Annotated in this window: 15 protein-coding genes; 9 read left to right on the forward strand and 6 right to left on the reverse strand. The window is 73.4% G+C overall.

Going from position 1 to position 16,863, the window contains the following annotated elements:
• Positions 1 to 18: 18 nt before the first annotated feature.
• The 6 genes from ACZ5GH_RS24235 to ACZ5GH_RS24260 all read left to right on the forward strand — a co-directional run bounded on the left by ACZ5GH_RS24235 (position 19) and on the right by ACZ5GH_RS24260 (position 6,250).
• Complete coding sequence (locus ACZ5GH_RS24235; protein ID WP_464335217.1) at positions 19 to 1,569, forward strand: S8 family serine peptidase; 1,551 nt, start codon at positions 19 to 21, stop codon at positions 1,567 to 1,569.
• A 304-nt stretch (positions 1,570 to 1,873) separates the two neighbouring features.
• A complete protein-coding gene (locus ACZ5GH_RS24240) occupies positions 1,874 to 2,458 on the forward strand; it encodes a GNAT family N-acetyltransferase (protein ID WP_401116715.1) in 585 nt (194 codons plus the stop codon).
• The gene (locus ACZ5GH_RS24245; protein ID WP_387759440.1) at positions 2,455 to 2,649 is read left to right on the forward strand and encodes a DUF3046 domain-containing protein; all 195 of its coding nucleotides are present in this window, start codon (positions 2,455 to 2,457) and stop codon (positions 2,647 to 2,649) included. The genes ACZ5GH_RS24240 and ACZ5GH_RS24245 overlap by 4 nt, the downstream gene beginning before the upstream one ends.
• Positions 2,650 to 2,685: 36 nt before the next feature.
• On the forward strand, positions 2,686 to 3,915 hold the full coding sequence (locus ACZ5GH_RS24250; protein WP_464335218.1) for an AI-2E family transporter: 1,230 nt from the start codon (positions 2,686 to 2,688) through the stop codon (positions 3,913 to 3,915).
• 195 nt (positions 3,916 to 4,110) lie between these two features.
• Complete coding sequence (gene recA, locus ACZ5GH_RS24255) at positions 4,111 to 5,235, forward strand: recombinase RecA (RefSeq protein WP_387759444.1); 1,125 nt, start codon at positions 4,111 to 4,113, stop codon at positions 5,233 to 5,235.
• A gap of 4 nt (positions 5,236 to 5,239) precedes the next feature.
• Positions 5,240 to 6,250, forward strand: a complete 1,011-nt coding sequence (locus tag ACZ5GH_RS24260; RefSeq protein WP_464335219.1) for a regulatory protein RecX — start codon at positions 5,240 to 5,242, stop codon at positions 6,248 to 6,250.
• A 57-nt stretch (positions 6,251 to 6,307) separates the two neighbouring features.
• Here the strand turns inward: ACZ5GH_RS24260 and ACZ5GH_RS24265 are convergent, their stop codons facing one another.
• The 5 genes from ACZ5GH_RS24265 to ACZ5GH_RS24285 all read right to left on the reverse strand — a co-directional run bounded on the left by ACZ5GH_RS24265 (position 6,308) and on the right by ACZ5GH_RS24285 (position 11,501).
• Positions 6,308 to 8,035: an FAD-dependent monooxygenase gene (locus ACZ5GH_RS24265; RefSeq protein ID WP_387759446.1), complete on the reverse strand. Its 1,728-nt coding sequence runs from the start codon at positions 8,033 to 8,035 to the stop codon at positions 6,308 to 6,310.
• Positions 8,036 to 8,157: 122 nt separating this feature from the next.
• Positions 8,158 to 9,006, reverse strand: a complete 849-nt coding sequence (locus ACZ5GH_RS24270) for an amino acid ABC transporter permease (RefSeq protein ID WP_387759448.1) — start codon at positions 9,004 to 9,006, stop codon at positions 8,158 to 8,160.
• Positions 9,003 to 9,653 (reverse strand): amino acid ABC transporter permease, encoded by a 651-nt coding sequence (locus ACZ5GH_RS24275; protein ID WP_464335220.1) that lies wholly within the window; start codon positions 9,651 to 9,653, stop codon positions 9,003 to 9,005. The genes ACZ5GH_RS24270 and ACZ5GH_RS24275 overlap by 4 nt, the downstream gene beginning before the upstream one ends.
• A 53-nt stretch (positions 9,654 to 9,706) precedes the next feature.
• The gene (locus ACZ5GH_RS24280; protein WP_464335221.1) at positions 9,707 to 10,612 is read right to left on the reverse strand and encodes a glutamate ABC transporter substrate-binding protein; all 906 of its coding nucleotides are present in this window, start codon (positions 10,610 to 10,612) and stop codon (positions 9,707 to 9,709) included.
• A gap of 115 nt (positions 10,613 to 10,727) precedes the next feature.
• The gene (locus ACZ5GH_RS24285) at positions 10,728 to 11,501 is read right to left on the reverse strand and encodes an amino acid ABC transporter ATP-binding protein (RefSeq protein ID WP_387759454.1); all 774 of its coding nucleotides are present in this window, start codon (positions 11,499 to 11,501) and stop codon (positions 10,728 to 10,730) included.
• A gap of 392 nt (positions 11,502 to 11,893) precedes the next feature.
• On the opposite strand from ACZ5GH_RS24285, the gene ACZ5GH_RS24290 reads away from it, so the two are divergent.
• Together ACZ5GH_RS24290 and ACZ5GH_RS24295 are read left to right on the forward strand one after the other, a co-directional pair.
• The gene (locus tag ACZ5GH_RS24290) at positions 11,894 to 12,652 is read left to right on the forward strand and encodes a response regulator transcription factor (protein WP_387759456.1); all 759 of its coding nucleotides are present in this window, start codon (positions 11,894 to 11,896) and stop codon (positions 12,650 to 12,652) included.
• 6 nt (positions 12,653 to 12,658) lie between these two features.
• The gene (locus ACZ5GH_RS24295) at positions 12,659 to 14,083 is read left to right on the forward strand and encodes a sensor histidine kinase (protein ID WP_464335222.1); all 1,425 of its coding nucleotides are present in this window, start codon (positions 12,659 to 12,661) and stop codon (positions 14,081 to 14,083) included.
• Positions 14,084 to 14,165: 82 nt separating this feature from the next.
• On the opposite strand, the gene ACZ5GH_RS24300 is transcribed toward ACZ5GH_RS24295, so the two are convergent.
• The gene (locus ACZ5GH_RS24300) at positions 14,166 to 15,185 is read right to left on the reverse strand and encodes a TAXI family TRAP transporter solute-binding subunit (RefSeq protein ID WP_387759460.1); all 1,020 of its coding nucleotides are present in this window, start codon (positions 15,183 to 15,185) and stop codon (positions 14,166 to 14,168) included.
• Between the two features lie 96 nt (positions 15,186 to 15,281).
• On the opposite strand from ACZ5GH_RS24300, the gene miaB reads away from it, so the two are divergent.
• Positions 15,282 to 16,784 carry a tRNA (N6-isopentenyl adenosine(37)-C2)-methylthiotransferase MiaB gene (gene miaB / locus ACZ5GH_RS24305; RefSeq protein WP_387759462.1) on the forward strand — a complete coding sequence of 501 codons (1,503 nt, stop codon included), beginning with the start codon at positions 15,282 to 15,284 and terminating at the stop codon, positions 16,782 to 16,784.
• Positions 16,785 to 16,863 lie beyond the last annotated feature (79 nt).

Genomic DNA, 16,863 nt, shown 5'->3' on the forward strand with positions numbered 1-16,863 from the left:
ACGAGCGGAGACCGTGCGATGGCGCAGGCGTACCCGCCGGGCGGGACCGCCCGCGCCGCCCGTCGCCGCCGGGTCCGCGGGCCCGCCCGGGCACTGCTCGCGATGCTGCTCCTGGCGCTCGTCGTGGGCGGCGCCGTCCCGTACGTGTCGGGGCCGGGGCGGGCCTACCTCAGCTACCTGGTGCTGGCCGAGGGCGAGGACGCCGCCGGCGCGGCCCGGGCCGGGAAGGAGAGCCGGGCGGCGGGCGGACAGGTGGTCCAGGAGTACCCGCAGATCGGGGCCGCGCTGGTGTACGCGACCGGCCCGTTCGCCGACCGGGTCCGGGCCCGGCCCGGGATCGCCGCGGTCGGGGCCACCAGGACCGCGCCGGTGGTCGCGCCGCCCCGGGCGGTGGCGGGGGCGGGGGACTTCACGGCGGGGACGGACCGGGCGGCCGACGGGGGGCGGGGTGGAGACGGGGTCGGCGGGCGGGGTGGGGACCGGGGGGACTCGGGGACCGTCACGGTGCCCGACCCGGGGGAGGGCGGGGCCTGGAACCTCGCCATGGTCGGGGGCGCCGGCGGCCGGGCGGGAGACGCCTCGGCGGTGTCCGCGGCAACCGCGCCGAGCGTGGAGGCGCTGCACAAGGTGCTGGTCGCGGTGCTGGACTCCGGGGTCGACGACACCCACCCGGACCTGCGCGCCGCCGTCGACCCGAAGGCCTCCGCCTCCTGCGCGGACGGCCGGCCCGACGCCCGCACCGGCGCCTGGCGGCCCGACGCCGGGGTGGTCGAGAGCGGCCACGGCACGCACGTGGCCGGGATCGTCGGCGCCACCCGGGACGGCCACGGCGTCACCGGGGTCGCACCGGGCGTGCGGATCGCCGCCGTCCGGCTGCTCGGGCCGCTCGGGCAGTACTACGCGGAGAACATCGTCTGCGGCATGCTCTGGGCCGCCGACCACGGGGCCAAGGCGATCAACAACAGCTACTTCGCGGACCCGTGGAAGTACAACTGCCCCGAGGACCGGGACCAGGCCGCGCTGGTCGCGGCCGTCGGACGGGCCGCCGGATACGCCCAGCGCAAGGGGGCGGTGGTGGTGGCCTCGGCGGGCAACGACGGGCAGGACCTCGGCGCCGCCCGGACCGACGAGCGGAGCCCCAACGACCGGGTCTCGGGGCCGGCGCCCGTCCGCCACCTCGGCACCGAGTGCGTACGGCTGCCCGGCGAACTGCCCGGGGTCGTCACCGTCACCGCGGTCGACCGGGACGGGCACCCGGCGGGGTACTCCAACTACGGGCGCGGGCGGGTCTCGCTGGCCGCGCCGGGAGGCGATCCGGACGGCGGGACGCAGGGGGCGGTCGTCTCCGACTGGCCGGGCGGGCAGTACGCGGCGCTGGCGGGGACCTCGATGGCGGCCGCGCACGTGACCGGGGCGGTGGCGGTGGTGGCGGCTCTGCATCCGGAGCTGGGGGCGGACGGGTTGGCGGGGGTGTTGGCGGGGGCGGCGGCGGGAGGGTGTCCGGTGGGGGGTCGGGGGTGTGGGGAGCGGGGGTATTTCGGGGCGGGGGTGTTGGTGGTGCCGCGGTGAAGGGGGGTTTCTGTTCGGGGTTCGGGCTTTCGGGAGGGTGGGGGGCCGGGGGCGGCTCCGGGGGTGGGTGCTGCGGGGGCTGGATGATTTTCAGACTGCCGGTCCTGTGCCTGCGGGCTGGGGAGCGTTGGCAGTCTGAAAATCACCCGTCACGCCCCTCTCCGCACCCACCCCCTGCGCCGCCCCCTTCCGCAGCGCGTCCCTCTCGCTGGGGGGAGGGAGGGGTGCGTGGGTGGGCGGGTGCGTGGGTGGGGGTGGGGAAATGGGGGTGACGGGGTGGTGGGGGCGGGGTGAGGATCGGGGGATGAGTGATGGGGGCGTGTTCCTGGTGACCGGGCGGTTGGTGTTGCGGCGTTTCACGATGGGGGACGTGGAGCGGCTCGTGGAGTTGGACGGGGATCCGGAGGTGATGCGGTTCCTGACCGGGGGGAGGCCGAGTGCGCGGGAGTGGGTCGAGGGGGAGCTGTTGCCGCAGTACCTGGAGCACTACCGGCGGTACGGGGACCTGGGCTGGTGGGCGGCGGAGGAGCGGGTGGGCGGGGCGTTCCTGGGGTGGTTCGAGTTCCGGCCCACGCGGGAGGGGGAGCGTGGGGAGGTCGAGCTCGGGTACCGGTTGCGGCGGGCCGGGTGGGGGCGCGGGTACGCGACGGAGGGGGCGCGGGCGCTGGTGCGGCGGGGGTTCGTCGAGGCGGGGGTGGAGCGGGTGGTGGCGTACACGATGGCGGTGAACGCGGGCTCGCGGCGGGTGATGGAGAAGAGCGGGTTGTCGTACGTCCGGACGTTCCACGAGGACTACCCGGAGATGATCGCCGGGAGCGAGCACGGGGAGGTCGAGTACGCGGTGACGGCGGGGGAGTGGCGGGCCCGGTCCGGGATACTTGGGGCATGAGGCTGACGGAGTTCTGGCGACGGATGTACGCGCACTTCGGCGAGGCGTACGCGGAGTCGTTCGCGACCGACCACGTGATGAGCGAGCTGGGCGGGCGGACGGTGCGGCAGGCGCTGGAGTCGGGCTGGGAGGCCAAGGACGTCTGGCGCGTGGTCTGTGACACCCAGGGGATCTCCGGCGTGCTGCGCTGAGTGCCGGCTCGCGGGGGCATGGGACAGACTGTTCGGGTGACAAGTAGCGCGGAACAGAAGGATTCGGACGAGCGGGGTGCCGGCGGCGCTCCGGCGGGCGGGGGGCTGTGGGGCGGCGGGACGCCGCGCTGGCTGCCGCGGGCGATGGTGCTGTTCCTGGTGCTGGTGGGGGCGTTCCAACTCGCCGACTGGGCGTTCCGGCAGCTGATCGACCTGTTCGTGATGCTGCTGGTGTCGTTCTTCCTGTCGTTGGCGCTGGAGCCGGCCGTGGACCGGATGGCGGCGCGGGGGGTGCGCCGGGGGGTCGGGACCTTCCTGGTGTTCGTGGCGGTCCTGGTCGCGCTGGTGGGCTTCCTCGCCGCGCTGGGCACGCTGCTGGTCGACCAGGTGGCGAAGATCGCCGGCGACCTGCCCCACCTGGTCGACAACCTGATCGGCTGGATCAACCGGACCTTCCACCAGGACCTCTCGCTGGGCGAGTTGCAGAATCGGTTGCTCAAGGATTCCGGCACCATCGAGAACTACGTCCAGCAGGCCGCCGACAACGTCTGGGGCGTCTCCTCCACCCTGATCGGCGGGCTCTTCCAGGCCTTCACGGTCGGGCTGTTCACCTTCTACTTCACCGCCGAGGGCCCCCGGGTGCGCCGGACGGTCTGTTCGATGCTGCCGCCGGCCAAGCAGGGCGAGGTGCTGCGGGCCTGGGAGATCGCGATCGCCAAGACCGGCGGGTACCTCTACTCGCGGGCGCTGCTCGCGGTGGTGTCGTCCGTCGGGCACTGGGTGATGTTCCAGCTGCTGGGCCTGCCGTACGCGGCGGCGCTGGCGGTCTGGGTGGGCGTCATGTCGCAGTTCGTGCCGACCATCGGGACCTACCTGGCCGGGGCGCTGCCGGTGCTGGTGGCGCTGACGGTGCGGCCGGTGGACGCGCTGTGGGTGCTGGGCTTCGTGGTGGTGTACCAGCAGATCGAGAACTACCTGCTGCAGCCGCGGATCACCGCGCGGACGGTGGACGTGCACCCGGCGCTGGCCTTCGGCTCGGTGATCGCGGGCGCGGCGCTGCTCGGCGCGGTGGGCGCGGTGATCGCGATCCCGGCGGCGGCGACGCTCCAGGGCTTCGTGGGGACGTACGTGCGGCGGTACGAGGTGGCCACCGACCCGCGGATCGACCGGGGCGAGCAGCGGCGGGCCCGTAGGGAGCTGCGCCGGGAGGCGGCCCGGCGGCTGCGCCGGATGGTCGGCGGGGACGGGGGAAGGCGCGGGGAGTGACCCGGGCCGCCGCCCCCGGGGATTCCTCGGGGGCGGCACCGTGCGGACGTGCGACGCTTGAATCGAACAGATGTTCTTTGTACTCTCCGGCCAAGAGTTTTCCACAGGCTGAGCCCGGTCGGGCTCGTTTGTCAGTGGGACGCGCTAGCGTCGAGGACGATGAAGCGCACAGCACAGAACCCGAGGGAAAAAGCCATGGCAGGTACGGACCGCGAGAAGGCACTAGAGACCGCTCTCGCCCAGATCGAGCGGCAGTTCGGCAAGGGCTCGGTGATGCGCCTCGGCGAGAAGGCCAACGAGCCGGTCGAGGTGATCTCCACCGGGTCCACCGCCCTGGACGTCGCCCTCGGGGTCGGCGGCATCCCGCGCGGCCGGGTGATCGAGATCTACGGCCCCGAGTCCTCCGGCAAGACGACCCTGACCCTGCACCTGGCCGCCAACGCCCAGAAGGCCGGCGGCACGGTCGCGTTCGTCGACGCGGAGCACGCGCTCGACCCGGAGTACGCCAAGAAGCTCGGCGTGGACACCGACGCCCTGCTGGTCAGCCAGCCGGACACCGGTGAGCAGGCCCTGGAGATCACCGACATGCTGATCCGCTCCGGCGCGATCGACCTGGTGATCATCGACTCGGTCGCGGCGCTCGTCCCGCGCGCCGAGATCGAGGGCGAGATGGGTGACTCGCACGTCGGTCTGCAGGCCCGACTGATGAGCCAGGCGCTGCGCAAGATCGCCGGTGCGCTGAACCAGTCGAACACCACCGCGATCTTCATCAACCAGCTGCGCGAGAAGATCGGCGTGATGTTCGGTTCGCCGGAGACCACGACCGGTGGCCGGGCGCTGAAGTTCTACGCCTCGGTCCGGCTCGACATCCGCCGGATCGAGACCCTGAAGGACGGCACCGAGGCGGTCGGCAACCGCACCCGCGTCAAGGTGGTCAAGAACAAGGTCGCCGCGCCGTTCAAGCAGGCCGAGTTCGACATCCTCTACGGCGTGGGCATCAGCCGCGAGGGCGGCCTGATCGACATGGGCGTGGAGCACGGCTTCATCCGCAAGTCGGGTGCCTGGTACACCTACGAGGGCGACCAGCTGGGCCAGGGCAAGGAGAACGCCCGCAACTTCCTGCGGGACAACCCGCAGCTCGCCGACGAGATCGAGCGGAAGATCAAGGGCAAGCTGGGCATCGGCCCGAAGGTGGAGGAGCCGGCCGAGGGCGGCGCCGAGGCCGCGGTCGCCGCTACCGACGGTGCCGCCGCCAAGCCGATCACCGCGACCGCCACCAAGACGGCCGCGGCGAAGAAGACGGCGGCGGCCAAGGCCTGAGCCGTTGACGCAGCACGACACGGTGGGCGGCGGCCCGGCGGGCCCGGAGGACGACGACTACGGGCCGCCGGACTGGTTCGCCGCGGTCGCGGAGGAGCCCGAACCCGAACCGGTGGCCGAGCGGTCCCGGGGAACGCGCTCCCGGCGCGGCCGCCGGTCCACCACGCAGTGGGCATCCGGCCCCGAGCCGGAGTTCGACCTGGCTCCGGCCCGGGCGGTGCGCGGCGCGGCGCCCGGGCCGGGGCCGGCGGAGGCCTCGATCGAGGAGCTCGGTCTGGTCTCCGCCTCCGAACTGCCCACCGGCCGTCGCCGGCGCCGCTCGGCCGTGGCGGCCGAGGGCTTCGAGGCCGCCCGGCCCGCTCCGACCGCGGCCGGGGACGAGAGCGGCCGAGCCGGGGGCGGCGCGGCCGGTCACGGGGGTGCGCCCGCCCCGAGCCCCCGTCGGGGCACGCGTCGGGGCCGTTCCGCCGGGCCGTCCGGGGAGGAGGGCTCCGCCCGTACCTCCCGGAGGCAGGCCGAGGAGTCGGTCGATCCGGAGACCCGCGCCCGGGACATCTGCCTGCGGCTGCTGACCGGTGCCGCCAAGTCCCGCAAGCAGCTCGCCGACGCCCTGTGCAAGCGGGAGATCCCGGACGAGGTCGCCGACGAGGTGCTCACCCGGCTCGAAGAGGTCGGGCTGATCGACGACGCGGCCTTCGCCGCGGCCTGGGTGGAGTCCCGGCACGCCGTCCGGGGCCTGTCCCGGCGGGCGCTGGCCCAGGAGCTGCGCACCAAGGGCGTCGCCGCCGACCTGGTCGAGCAGGCCGTCGCCCGACTCGACCACGACGACGAGACGGACGCGGCCCGCGCACTGGTCGAGCGCAAGCTGCGGTCCACCCGGGGGCTGGACGCCCAGGTGCGCACCCGGCGGCTGGTCGGGATGCTGGCCCGGCGCGGCTACTCCGAGGGGCTGGCGTTCCGGGTGGTGCGCAGCGCGCTGGAGGAGGAGCGGAGTGAACCGTCGGGTCGGGAGTAGTGGCCGTTCTGTAGGCGTCCTGGCCTGAGCCCCGCACCAGACCTTCTGGAACAAGCTTCAGGAGACGCCCTGGCTGGGGGTGTCCACCTGCTGGGGAGCGGGCTGCTCGGCCGGGTCGGGGGCCGGGGTGAGCGTGGCCGGGCCGCCGCGGGCGCGGTCGGCGAGGGCGAGCAGGTCCTCGGCGACGGCGCCCTGGGTGACGCCGACCAGGTGGCCGTCCGGGCGGATCAGCAGGACGGTGTGCGGCCCGGCGCCCGGGTACTCCTCGGTGACCAGCACCTCGGCCGGGACGGGCAGTGCGGCGGCGACCTCGGCGAGGCGGGGCATCAGCCCGGCGCCGAGCCAGTGCTCGGAGGACCAGACGGCGGTGCCGGGGGCGACCAGCAGCAGCAGGAAGGCGGTGCCGAGCCGGGCGTGCAGGTGGTCGGGGGTGCCGTCGTCGGCGAGCACCGGGAGGTCCGGGACGAGCACGCCGGGGGCGGTGGCGGGCAGCAGTTCGCTGAGCGAGGTGGTGCCGCGCGCGCCGCGCTGCACCGGGACCCGGCCGGGCACGCCGGAGGGCGCCGCCGGGTAGGCGGGGGCGCCGCCGAACCGGCCGGTGCCGAGCTGGCCGTCGGCGAGCAGCGGGGCGTGCTTGCGGAAGCCGCCGGCCAGCAGGGAGCGCCGGGTCTGCTGCCAGCCGCGCAGCGGGCGCAGCAGCGGCATGGACTGGTCGACCGCGCGCAGCCGGGCGCCGACCGCCCCGCGCCGTTCGGCCTCGTAGCCGTCCAGCAGCGAACCGCCGGGCTGCGGTCCGCCGGAGTGGAGGTGCCAGGCGAGGGCCAGCCGCCAGGCGAGGTTGTCGGCGTCGCGCAGCCCGTCCGTGAGGTTCTGCATGCCGAGCGCGCCGTGCAGGTGGGCGGCGTCGCCGGCCAGGAAGCAGCGGCCGACCCGGAAGCGGGCGGCGAGCCGCTGCTGCGCGGTGTGGTCGGCGGCGGCCAGCAGTTCGAAGCGGGGCAGCTCGCCGCACCAGCCGGTGAGGGTGGAGGTGACCCGGGTGAGCAGGGTGTCGCCGGTGACGATGCCGGGCCAGGTGGCGTGCGGGTCGACGGTCTCGGTGGCGGCGGGCCGGCCGGGGGGCAGCCGCCAGTCGAGCCGCCAGACGCCGTCCGGCAGCGGTCGGGCGGAGGCCTCGCGGTCGCCCCGCCACGGGGGCTCGCGGTGCAGCCGGGCGCCGTCGAAGGGCAGGTCGACCCGGACGGTGGCGATGGCGTTGCGGTCGACCGCCGGGCGGCCGGGGAAACGGATCTTCAGGAGCCTGCGCACCATGGATCTGGCGCCGTCGCAGCCGACCAGGTGGCTGCCGCGCCACCAGGTGGTGGAGCCGTCCTGGGTGCCCGTGGTGCGGACGCTGACGCCGTCCCGGTCCTGTTCGAGCTCGACGACCCGGCTGAGCGGGACGAGTCTGATCAGCGGGGTCCCGGTCAGGGCGTCCCGCAGCCCGCGCTGGAGGCGGTGCTGGGGCAGGTGGAAGGTGGGCGAGTCGGTGAGGTCGATCCGCAGCACCTCCTGGCGGCGGCGCCAGATGGCGAAGGAGTCCCACAGCGCGGAGTCCGATACGGCCCGCGGGTAGCCGATCCGGGTCAGGAAGGCGGCGGTGTCGGCGCCGAGCACCAGGCTGCGCGGGCCCTCGGGGCAGAGCCCGGAGCCCTCGTCCAGGACGATGGTGGGCACCTCGTGCCGGGCGAGGGTGAGGGCCAGGGCCAGACCGACCGGTCCGGCCCCGACCACGATCACCGGGTCCATGAGGGAACCTCCGGGCACGAACCGGCCGATCGGCCGGCGTCAGTTACCGCTGCCGCATATGCCGCGTGGATGCTCCCGGGAGGTGTCACGAAGAGCAATGCAACAGTTCGCCTGCGTGTCCGTCAAGCAGAAGCCGAAGTGCGCCGGTTCGCGCCGCGACGGCCGCGTGCTTCGATCCAGCGTGCGAGCGCGGTCAGCAACAGGCACATCGCGATGTAGATCGGGCCGATCACCAGTACCACGGGGATGTAGGGGAAGCCCGCGGCGTTGAGCGGCTGGCTGGCGAGCTTCTTCCCGACGAACAGCAGCTCGTGGTAGGTGATGACGAAGCCGAGCGAGGTGTCCTTGAGGGTGACGACCAGCTGGCCGATCATCGAGGGCAGCATCGAGCGGACGGCCTGCGGCACCAGGATCGACGTCATCACCTGGGTCTTGCGCATGCCGAGCCCGTAGGCCGCCTCGCCCTGGCCGCGCGGGACGGCGTTGACGCCGCTGCGGATGATCTCGGCCTGGACCGCCCCGTTGTAGAGGGTGAGGCCGAGCACCAGCGCCCACATCGGCTGCTGGGCGAAGAACGCGTAGTAGAGCCCGACGATCAGGATCAGCAGCGGCATCGCCCGGAAGAACTGGGTGAAGGCCGTGCAGGCCCAGCGGACCGGCCGGTGGTCGGAGAGCTGACCGGCCGCCAGCAGCGAGCCCAGGGCCAGCGAGAACAGCGCGGCCAGGCCGAAGGCCTCCAGGGTGGAGACCAGGCCGTCCACGATCTGCTGCTGGACGAAGGTGTACTGGAAGGCGTCCCAGAGGCCGGCGTCGAACTGGCCGTTGTCGTTCAGTGCGCTGAAGACGTACCAGAGGAGGCCGCCGATGGCGAGCACCGAGAGGACGCCGAAGGCGCGGTACCGGGTGCGGGCCCGCGGGCCGGGGGTGTCGTAGAGGACGCTGGCCGATGCCTGGCGCTGGAAGATGCTCATCGGGCCACCGCCAGTCGGGATTCCAGGAAGCGGAAGAACGTGGCGACCGTCGCGCTGATCAGCAGGTAGGCGCAGGCCACCCAGAAGAAGATGGCGAAGATCGAGTAGCCGCGCTCGGAGAAGGTCTGCTGGGCGCTGTACAGCTCGGAGACGCTGAACGCGCCGGCGATCGCGGAGTTCCTGGGCAGGGCGATGAACACGCTGCTCATCGGGCCCAGGACGGTCCGGGCGGCCTGCGGCAGGACGACCAGGGTGAGGGTCTGGCCGAACGTCATGCCGAGGCTGCGGGCGGCCTCCGCCTGGCCGAGCGGCACGGTGTTGATGCCGGAGCGGATCACCTCGCAGACGAACGAGGCGGTGTACCCGCCGAGTGCCAGCACCGCGAACACCAGGTGGCTGAAGTGCACGCCCAGCGGCGGCAGGCCGAAGGTGACGGCGAAGAACAGCAGGGTCAGCGGGGTGTTGCGGAAGAGCGTCACCCAGGTGGTGCCGAAGGCGCGCAGGACCGGCACCGGGGAGACCCGGAAGGCCGCCAGCAGGGTGCCCAGCAGCAGGGCGAGCAGAGCGCTGAGCGCGCTCACCTCGATCGTCTGTAGGAAGCCGTCGCGGAACAACCCGAAGTTGTCCTCCTCGAACAGGAACCCCATCCGGCGGCCCTCCTCTCAGTTCATGGTCGGGAAACCGACGTACGGCGGGTGGATCAGTAGCGCTCGAGGGCCGGGACGTCCGGCGCGGGGGAGCCGGAGGCGCCCAGGGTCGCGTCGTAGGCCTTCTTCCAGTCGCCGTTGTCCTCGTGGGCCTTGAGGGCGTCGCTGATCGCGTCGCGCAGCGCCTTGTCGTCCTTGTTGAGGCCGACGCCGTAGTTCTCCTTGGTGAACGGCTTGCCGACCACCTTGAGCTTGGGGGCGTACTTGGAGGCGTAGCCCTTGAGGATGGCGTCGTCGGTGGTGACGGCGTCGACCTCGCCGGACATCAGCTTCTCGACGCAGGCCGAGTAGGTGTCGAACTGCGTGACCTTCGGGTTGTACTGCTGGATGTTCTTGATCGAGGTCGAGCCGGTGGCGGTGCAGACGTTCTTGCCGCTGGTGCTCTCCGCGCCGGTGATCGAGCTGTTGTCGGCCTTCACCAGCAGGTCCTGGCCGGCGATGTAGTACGGGCCGGCGAACGAGACGGACTTCTTGCGCTCGTCGTTGATGCTGTAGGTGCCGACGTAGAAGTCGATCTGGCCCTTGGCGATGGCCGGCTCGCGCTGCGAGGAGACCAGGGTCTGCCACTTGATCTGCTGCGGGGTGAAGCCGAGGTCGGCGGCGATCATCTTGGCGATCTCGATGTCGAAGCCGCTGCGGTCGCCGCTGGCGACGTCCTCCCAGCCCAGGTTCGGCTGGTCGGCCTTGGCGCCGATGATCAGCTGGCCGCGCTTCTTGGCCTCGGCGAGGACCGGGGAGTCGACCTTGACGTCGGTCTTGACCGTGTAGGTCGGCAGCGCGGGGGCGTTGGCGCCGCTGCTGGCGGCGGTGGAGCCGGGGGTGCCGTCCTTGCCGCAGGCGGCGGTGGCGGTGAGCGCGACGGCACAGAGCGCGACGGCGAGGGTGCGGGACGTCCTCATGAGGGTTCTCCTGGGGGTGGGCCGCGGTGTCAACCGGGCTCTGGAGTCTGGAAGGCGTGCACGGACGGGGCCGGCCGGCGCCGTTGCCGGCGGCGGCCCCGCTGGTCTCGAAGCGTCAGTGGTGGAGGATCTTCGAGAGGAAGTCCTTGGCGCGGTCGGAGCGCGGCGCGGTGAAGAAGGCGTCCGGGGTGTTCTGCTCGACGATCTTCCCGTCGGCCATGAACAGCACCCGGTTGGCGGCGGAGCGGGCGAAGCCCATCTCGTGGGTGACCACGACCATCGTCATGCCGTCCGCGGCCAGCTGGCGCATGACCTCCAGTACCTCGTTGACCATCTCGGGGTCCAGCGCCGAGGTGGGCTCGTCGAAGAGCATCACCTTGGGCTTCATCGCCAGCGCCCGGGCGATCGCCACGCGCTGCTGCTGACCGCCGGAGAGCTGGGCCGGGAACTTGTCCGCCTGCGCGCCGACGCCGACCCGCTCCAGCAGCTCCCGGGCGGTCTTCTCGGCCTGCGGGCGGGGCACCTTGCGCACCTTCACCTGGCCGATGACCACGTTCTCCAGCACGGTCTTGTGCGCGAACAGGTTGAAGCTCTGGAACACCATGCCGACCTCGGCGCGCAGCCGGGCCAGCTCCTTGCCCTCGTCGGGCAGCGGCCGGCCGTCGATGGTGATCGTGCCGGAGTCGATCGCCTCCAGCCGGTTGATCGTCCGGCAGAGCGTCGACTTGCCCGACCCGGACGGGCCGATCAGCACGACCACCTCGCCCTGGGCGATCTCGAGGTCGATGTCCTGCAGCACGTGCAGCGCGCCGTAGTGCTTGTTGACGTTGCTCAGCACGACCAGTGGGGCGGCTGCGGGGGTGGAGTCCTCGACCGGGCTCTCGGTCATCGCGCCTGCTCCCTGCTGTCGTCGAATCAAGCCTGCCCGAGAAGTCTCAACTCCCTTGGGAGGCAATGGTGGTACGAATCCGGGAGCCGCGGCCGGCGGAGCCGCAGCCCCCGGTGGGCCGACCTTAGGAGCCGCGACCGCGCGCCGTCAGCCGATCTGAGCGGAACTTGAGGATCACGAAACGGCCACACGGTGCCTACGTGCTGTTCGCGAGGGCGCCGGAGGGGCATGTCACAGCGGGAATCCGCGCCGGTGCTCCCCGTCCCCCAGGAGCCCGGAGCGCGGTCGAGCCTGGCGCCGGGCCGTTCCCTGGCCCATACTGCGCAGGACCGGGACCTGACCGATCGGCCCGGTGATCACCGGTGATCAGGTGGGGGAAGGAGGAGAACAGGATGCGACTGCTACTCGTCGAGGACGACGAACGCGTGGCCGCCGCGCTGGTCGCGGTGCTGGGCCGGCACGGCTTCCAGGTCCGGCACGCCCGCAGCGGGCACGAGGCGCTGGACGCCCTGGTGCCGGACGGCAACGAGCCCTACCGCGTGGTGCTGCTCGACCTCGGGCTGCCCGACCGCGACGGCTTCGAGGTGTGCAGCCGGATCAGGGCCGGCAGCGGCGTTCCGGTGATCATGGTCACCGCCCGCGCCGACGTCCGCTCCCGGATCCACGGCCTCAACCTGGGCGCCGACGACTACGTCACCAAGCCGTACGACATGGGCGAGCTGCTCGCCCGCATCCACGCCGTGGCCCGCCGCGGCGCCGCCCCCTCCGCGGTGGCGGTGCCCGCACCCGACACCGTCCCGCAGCAGCGCGGCCCGCTGGAGTCCCGCGGCATCCGGATCGACCGGGAGCGCCGCCGGGTCAGCGTGGACGGCCGCGACGTGCCGCTCACCCGCAAGGAGTTCGACCTGCTCGCGCTGCTCGCCCAGAGCCCGGGCGTGGTCTACCGGCGCGAGCAGATCTTCAGCGAGGTCTGGCGCAGCGGCTGGGAGGGCAACGGGCGCACCCTGGAGGTGCACATCGGCTCGCTGCGCAACAAGCTGGCGCTGCCCGGCCTGGTCGAGGCCGTGCGCGGGGTCGGCTACCGGCTGATCCCCGACCGTCCGGCCCCCGCCGCGACCGAACCGGCCCCGCCCGCCCCCGCAGAGCACTGACCGCACGTGCGCACCCGCCTGCTCGGCATCCTGATCGCCCTCATGCTCTGCGTCCTGGCCGCCCTGGGGCTGCCGCTCGCGGCGGCGGTCGCGGCGGCCGAGCAGACCAAGGTGGTCGTCGACCGGCTCGACGACGCCGCCCGCCTCGCCCAGGACCTGCCCACCTCCGGCGCCGCCGACTCGGCCCGCAAGGGCGACCCGGAACCCGCCCCGGGCGACCTCAGCCGGCAGCGCGCGATCAACGCCGAGGTCCGCCGCTACCACGACCTGTACGGCGTGCGCCTGGGCATCTTCCAGCGCGACGGCCAGGCGATCGCCGCCGCCCCGGCCGACTGGCGGGTGCCCTCCGGCGGCTGGGGCGCCCAGGCCTTCCAGGAGGCGCTGGACGGGCGGCGCAGCCACAACCCGCCGCAGGTCTGGCCGTGGACGCCGGACCGGACGATCACCGTCGCCGCCCCGGTGGTGCGCGACGGCGACGTGGTCGCGGTGGTGCTGAGCGAGTCCCCGACCGAGGCGCTGCGCGCCCGGATGCTGCGCAAGTGGCTGGTGATCGGCGCGGGCGAGGCCGCCGCGATGATCGTCGCCGTGCTGCTCGCCGTCCGGCTCACCGAGTGGGTGCTGCGCCCGGTGCGCACCCTGGACCGGGCCACCCACGACATCGCCACCGGCCGGATGGCCGCCCGGGTCGCCCCCGGCGGCGGGCCGCCCGAACTCCAGCGGCTGGCCCGCTCGTTCAACGAGATGGCGGACCACGTGGTGCTCGCCATGGACCAGCAGAAGGCGTTCGTCGCGGACGCCTCGCACCAGCTGCGCAACCCGCTGTCGGCGCTGCTGCTGCGGGTCGAGGTGCTCGGCCTGGAACTGCCCGAGGGCCACGAGGAGGAGCTCAGCGGCGTCCGGGAGGAGGGCGTCCGGCTGGCCCGGGTGCTGGACGACCTGCTCGGGCTGGCCACCGCCGAGCACGCCCGTCCCGAACCCGAGCGCACCGACCTCGCCGAGCTCACCCTGGCGCGGGTGGACGCCTGGCGGCCGGTGGCCGAGCAGCGCGGCATCGCGCTGCGCTGGGAGGGCCCGGCGCTGGCGATCGGGATGGCCGACCCGATCGGCTTCGGCTCGGCCCTGGACGCCGTGCTGGACAACGCGCTCAAGTTCGGCCCGCCCGGCAGCGAGGTGCGGCTGCGGGTCGCGGTGCGCCGGGACGAGGTCGCGGTGACGGTCACCGACGCCGGGCCCGGCCTCACCGAGGACGAGCTCTCCCGGGCCGGGGACCGGTTCTGGCGCAGCCCGCGCCACCAGAACGTGGACGGGTCCGGGCTGGGACTGTCCATCGCCCGCACCCTGCTGGCGGCCGGCGGCGGCTCGCTCGGCTTCGCGCCGGTCAAGCCGACCGGGCTCGCGGTGACGCTGGCGGTGCCGCGACCGGAGAAGTAGCCGCCGGGGCGCGTGCACCGGCGTCCGCCCGCGGAGGCGCGCGCCGGCGCCGGCCCGCGGTCGGGGTTCCGAGGACCGGCCGCTACGGCTTCACGGAGCGGTAGTAGCGCGCCGCGCCGGTGTGCAGCGGCAGCGGGTCGGTGTAGACGGCGGTGCGCAGGTCGACCAGCTGGGCGGCGTGCACCTGGGCGCCGATCTGGTCCCGGCTGTCGATCACCGCGCGGGTCATCCCCTCGACCAGGCGCGGGTCCGCGTCGTCCCGGGTGATCAGCAGGTTGGGCACGGCCACCGTGGCGACGGCGTCCTTCGGCTCGGCGTTGGGATAGGTGCCCTTGGGCATGGTGGCCGCCCGGTAGGCGTCGGTGCCGCCGCCCTCGGCCAGGTGCAGGGCCTCGGAGAGGTCGCTCAGCGGAACGATCCGGATCCGGACGTGCTCGGAGAGGTCGGTGAGCGCGCTGGTGGGCAGGCCGCCGGACCAGAAGAACGCGTCCAGCCTGCCCGCGCGCAGGTCGTCGGCGGCCTCGCCGATCCCCTTCGGCACCGGGACGATGTCGTGGTCGGGGTCCAGCCCGGCGGCGGACAGCAGCCGCTTGGTCACCAGGTTCACCCCGGACTGCGGCAGCCCGACGCCGACCTTCAGGCCCTTGAGGTCGGCGGTGCGGCGCACCGGAGAGGCGGCCGGGACGACCAGCTGCAGGTAGTCGTCGTACAGCCGGGCGATCGCCCGCAGCTTCTCCTTGCCGGCGCCGTGGTAGTCGGCCACCGCGTCGGCGGTCGCTATCGCGAAGGTGTCCCGGCCGTCGATCACCCGGGCGAGGTTGTCGATCGAGCCCTCGGAGTTGTCCAGGGCCAGCCGCACGCCCGGCATCGCCCGGGAGACGTGGCCCTGGAGCAGCTGCCCGTACCGGTCGTAGACGCCGCGCTGCACCCCGGTGGCGAAGCGGACCTCGCCGCGCGGGTACCCGGGCGAGCGGCCCGCCGACAGCCACCAGCCGCCGAAACCGGCCACCAGCAGCACCACCACCAGCACCGTCCGCCACAACGGGCTGCGGGCCGCGGTGCGGACGGCGGCGCCGAGACGGGACGGGGTGGTGGGGGCCATGGCAGGGATACTGCCAGGCGCTCCGGCGGAACGGGAGTGGAACGGGGGGTGGAAGCTCCGGGAAAAGCGCTTCGCCACTGCCCGTACCCTGGTCTGGTGAGCGGTGAGAGCGGATTGAAGAGCTACAAGGTCGTCACGCACGGCTGCCAGATGAACGTCCACGACTCCGAGCGGCTGTCCGGCCTGCTGGAGGACGCGGGGTACGTCAAGGCCGGGCCCGAGGGCGACCCGGACCTGGTGGTGTTCAACACCTGCGCGGTGCGCGAGAACGCCGACAACAAGCTGTACGGCAACCTCGGCCAGCTCGCGCCGGTCAAGACCCGCCACAAGGGCATGCAGATCGCCGTCGGCGGCTGCCTGGCCCAGAAGGACCGGGAGACGATCGTCAAGCGCGCCCCCTGGGTGGACGTGGTCTTCGGCACCCACAACATCGGCCACCTGCCGGCGCTGCTGGAGCGGGCCGCGGTCGAGCGCGAGGCCCAGGTCGAGATCCTGGAGTCGCTGGAGACCTTCCCCTCCACCCTGCCGACCCGCCGCGAGTCCGCCTACGCCGCCTGGGTCGCCATCTCGGTCGGCTGCAACAACACCTGCACCTTCTGCATCGTCCCCGCGCTGCGCGGCAAGGAGGAGGACCGCCGCCCCGGCGACGTCCTCGCCGAGATCGAGGCGCTGGTGGACGAGGGCGTCATCGAGGTGACCCTGCTCGGCCAGAACGTCAACGCCTACGGCTCCGACCTGGGCGACCGCGAGGCCTTCTCCAAGCTGCTGCGCGCGGCCGGCCAGGTCGAGGGCCTGGAGCGGATCCGCTTCACCTCGCCGCACCCGCGCGACTTCACCGACGACGTGATCGCCGCGATGGCCGAGACCCCGAGCGTGATGCACCAGCTGCACATGCCGCTGCAGTCCGGCTCGGACCGGGTGCTCAAGGCGATGCGCCGCTCCTACCGGCAGGAGCGTTTCCTCGGGATCATCCGCAAGGTCCGCGAGGCGATGCCGGACGCGGCCATCTCCACCGACATCATCGTCGGCTTCCCCGGCGAGACCGAGGAGGACTTCGAGGAGACGATGCACGTCGTCCGCGAGGCCCGCTTCACCAACGCCTTCACCTTCCAGTACTCCAAGCGCCCCGGCACCCCCGCCGCGGAGATGGCGGACCAGGTGCCGAAGGCGGTCGTGCAGGCCCGCTACGACCGGCTGATCGCCCTCCAGGAGGAGATCTCCTGGGAGGAGAACAAGAAGCAGGTCGGCCGGACCCTGGAGATCCTGGTCGCCGAGGGCGAGGGCAAGAAGGACGACCGGACCCAGCGCCTCTCGGGCCGGGCGCCCGACAACCGGCTGGTGCACTTCAGCAAGCCCGAGGAGCCGGTGCGGCCGGGCGACATGGTGACCGTCGAGATCACCTACGCCGCCCCGCACCACCTGCTCGCCGAGGGCCCGGCGCTCGCGGTGCGCCGCACCCGGGCCGGCGACGCCTGGGAGAAGCGCCAGGCCGCGGCCGCCGCCAAGCCGGCCGGCGTGATGCTCGGCCTGCCGAAGATCGGCGCCCCGGCGGAACTGCCGCAGGCCGTGCCGGCGGGCGGGGCCTGCTGCGGCGACTGACCCACCGCCCGTGGCGGCGGCCCGGGCGGTCCGGGCCGCGCCGCTTCGGTTCGGGGGCGGGCGGGCGAACAGCGGGCCG

The sequence above is a fragment of the Kitasatospora sp. Xyl93 genome (genome assembly GCF_055383135.1).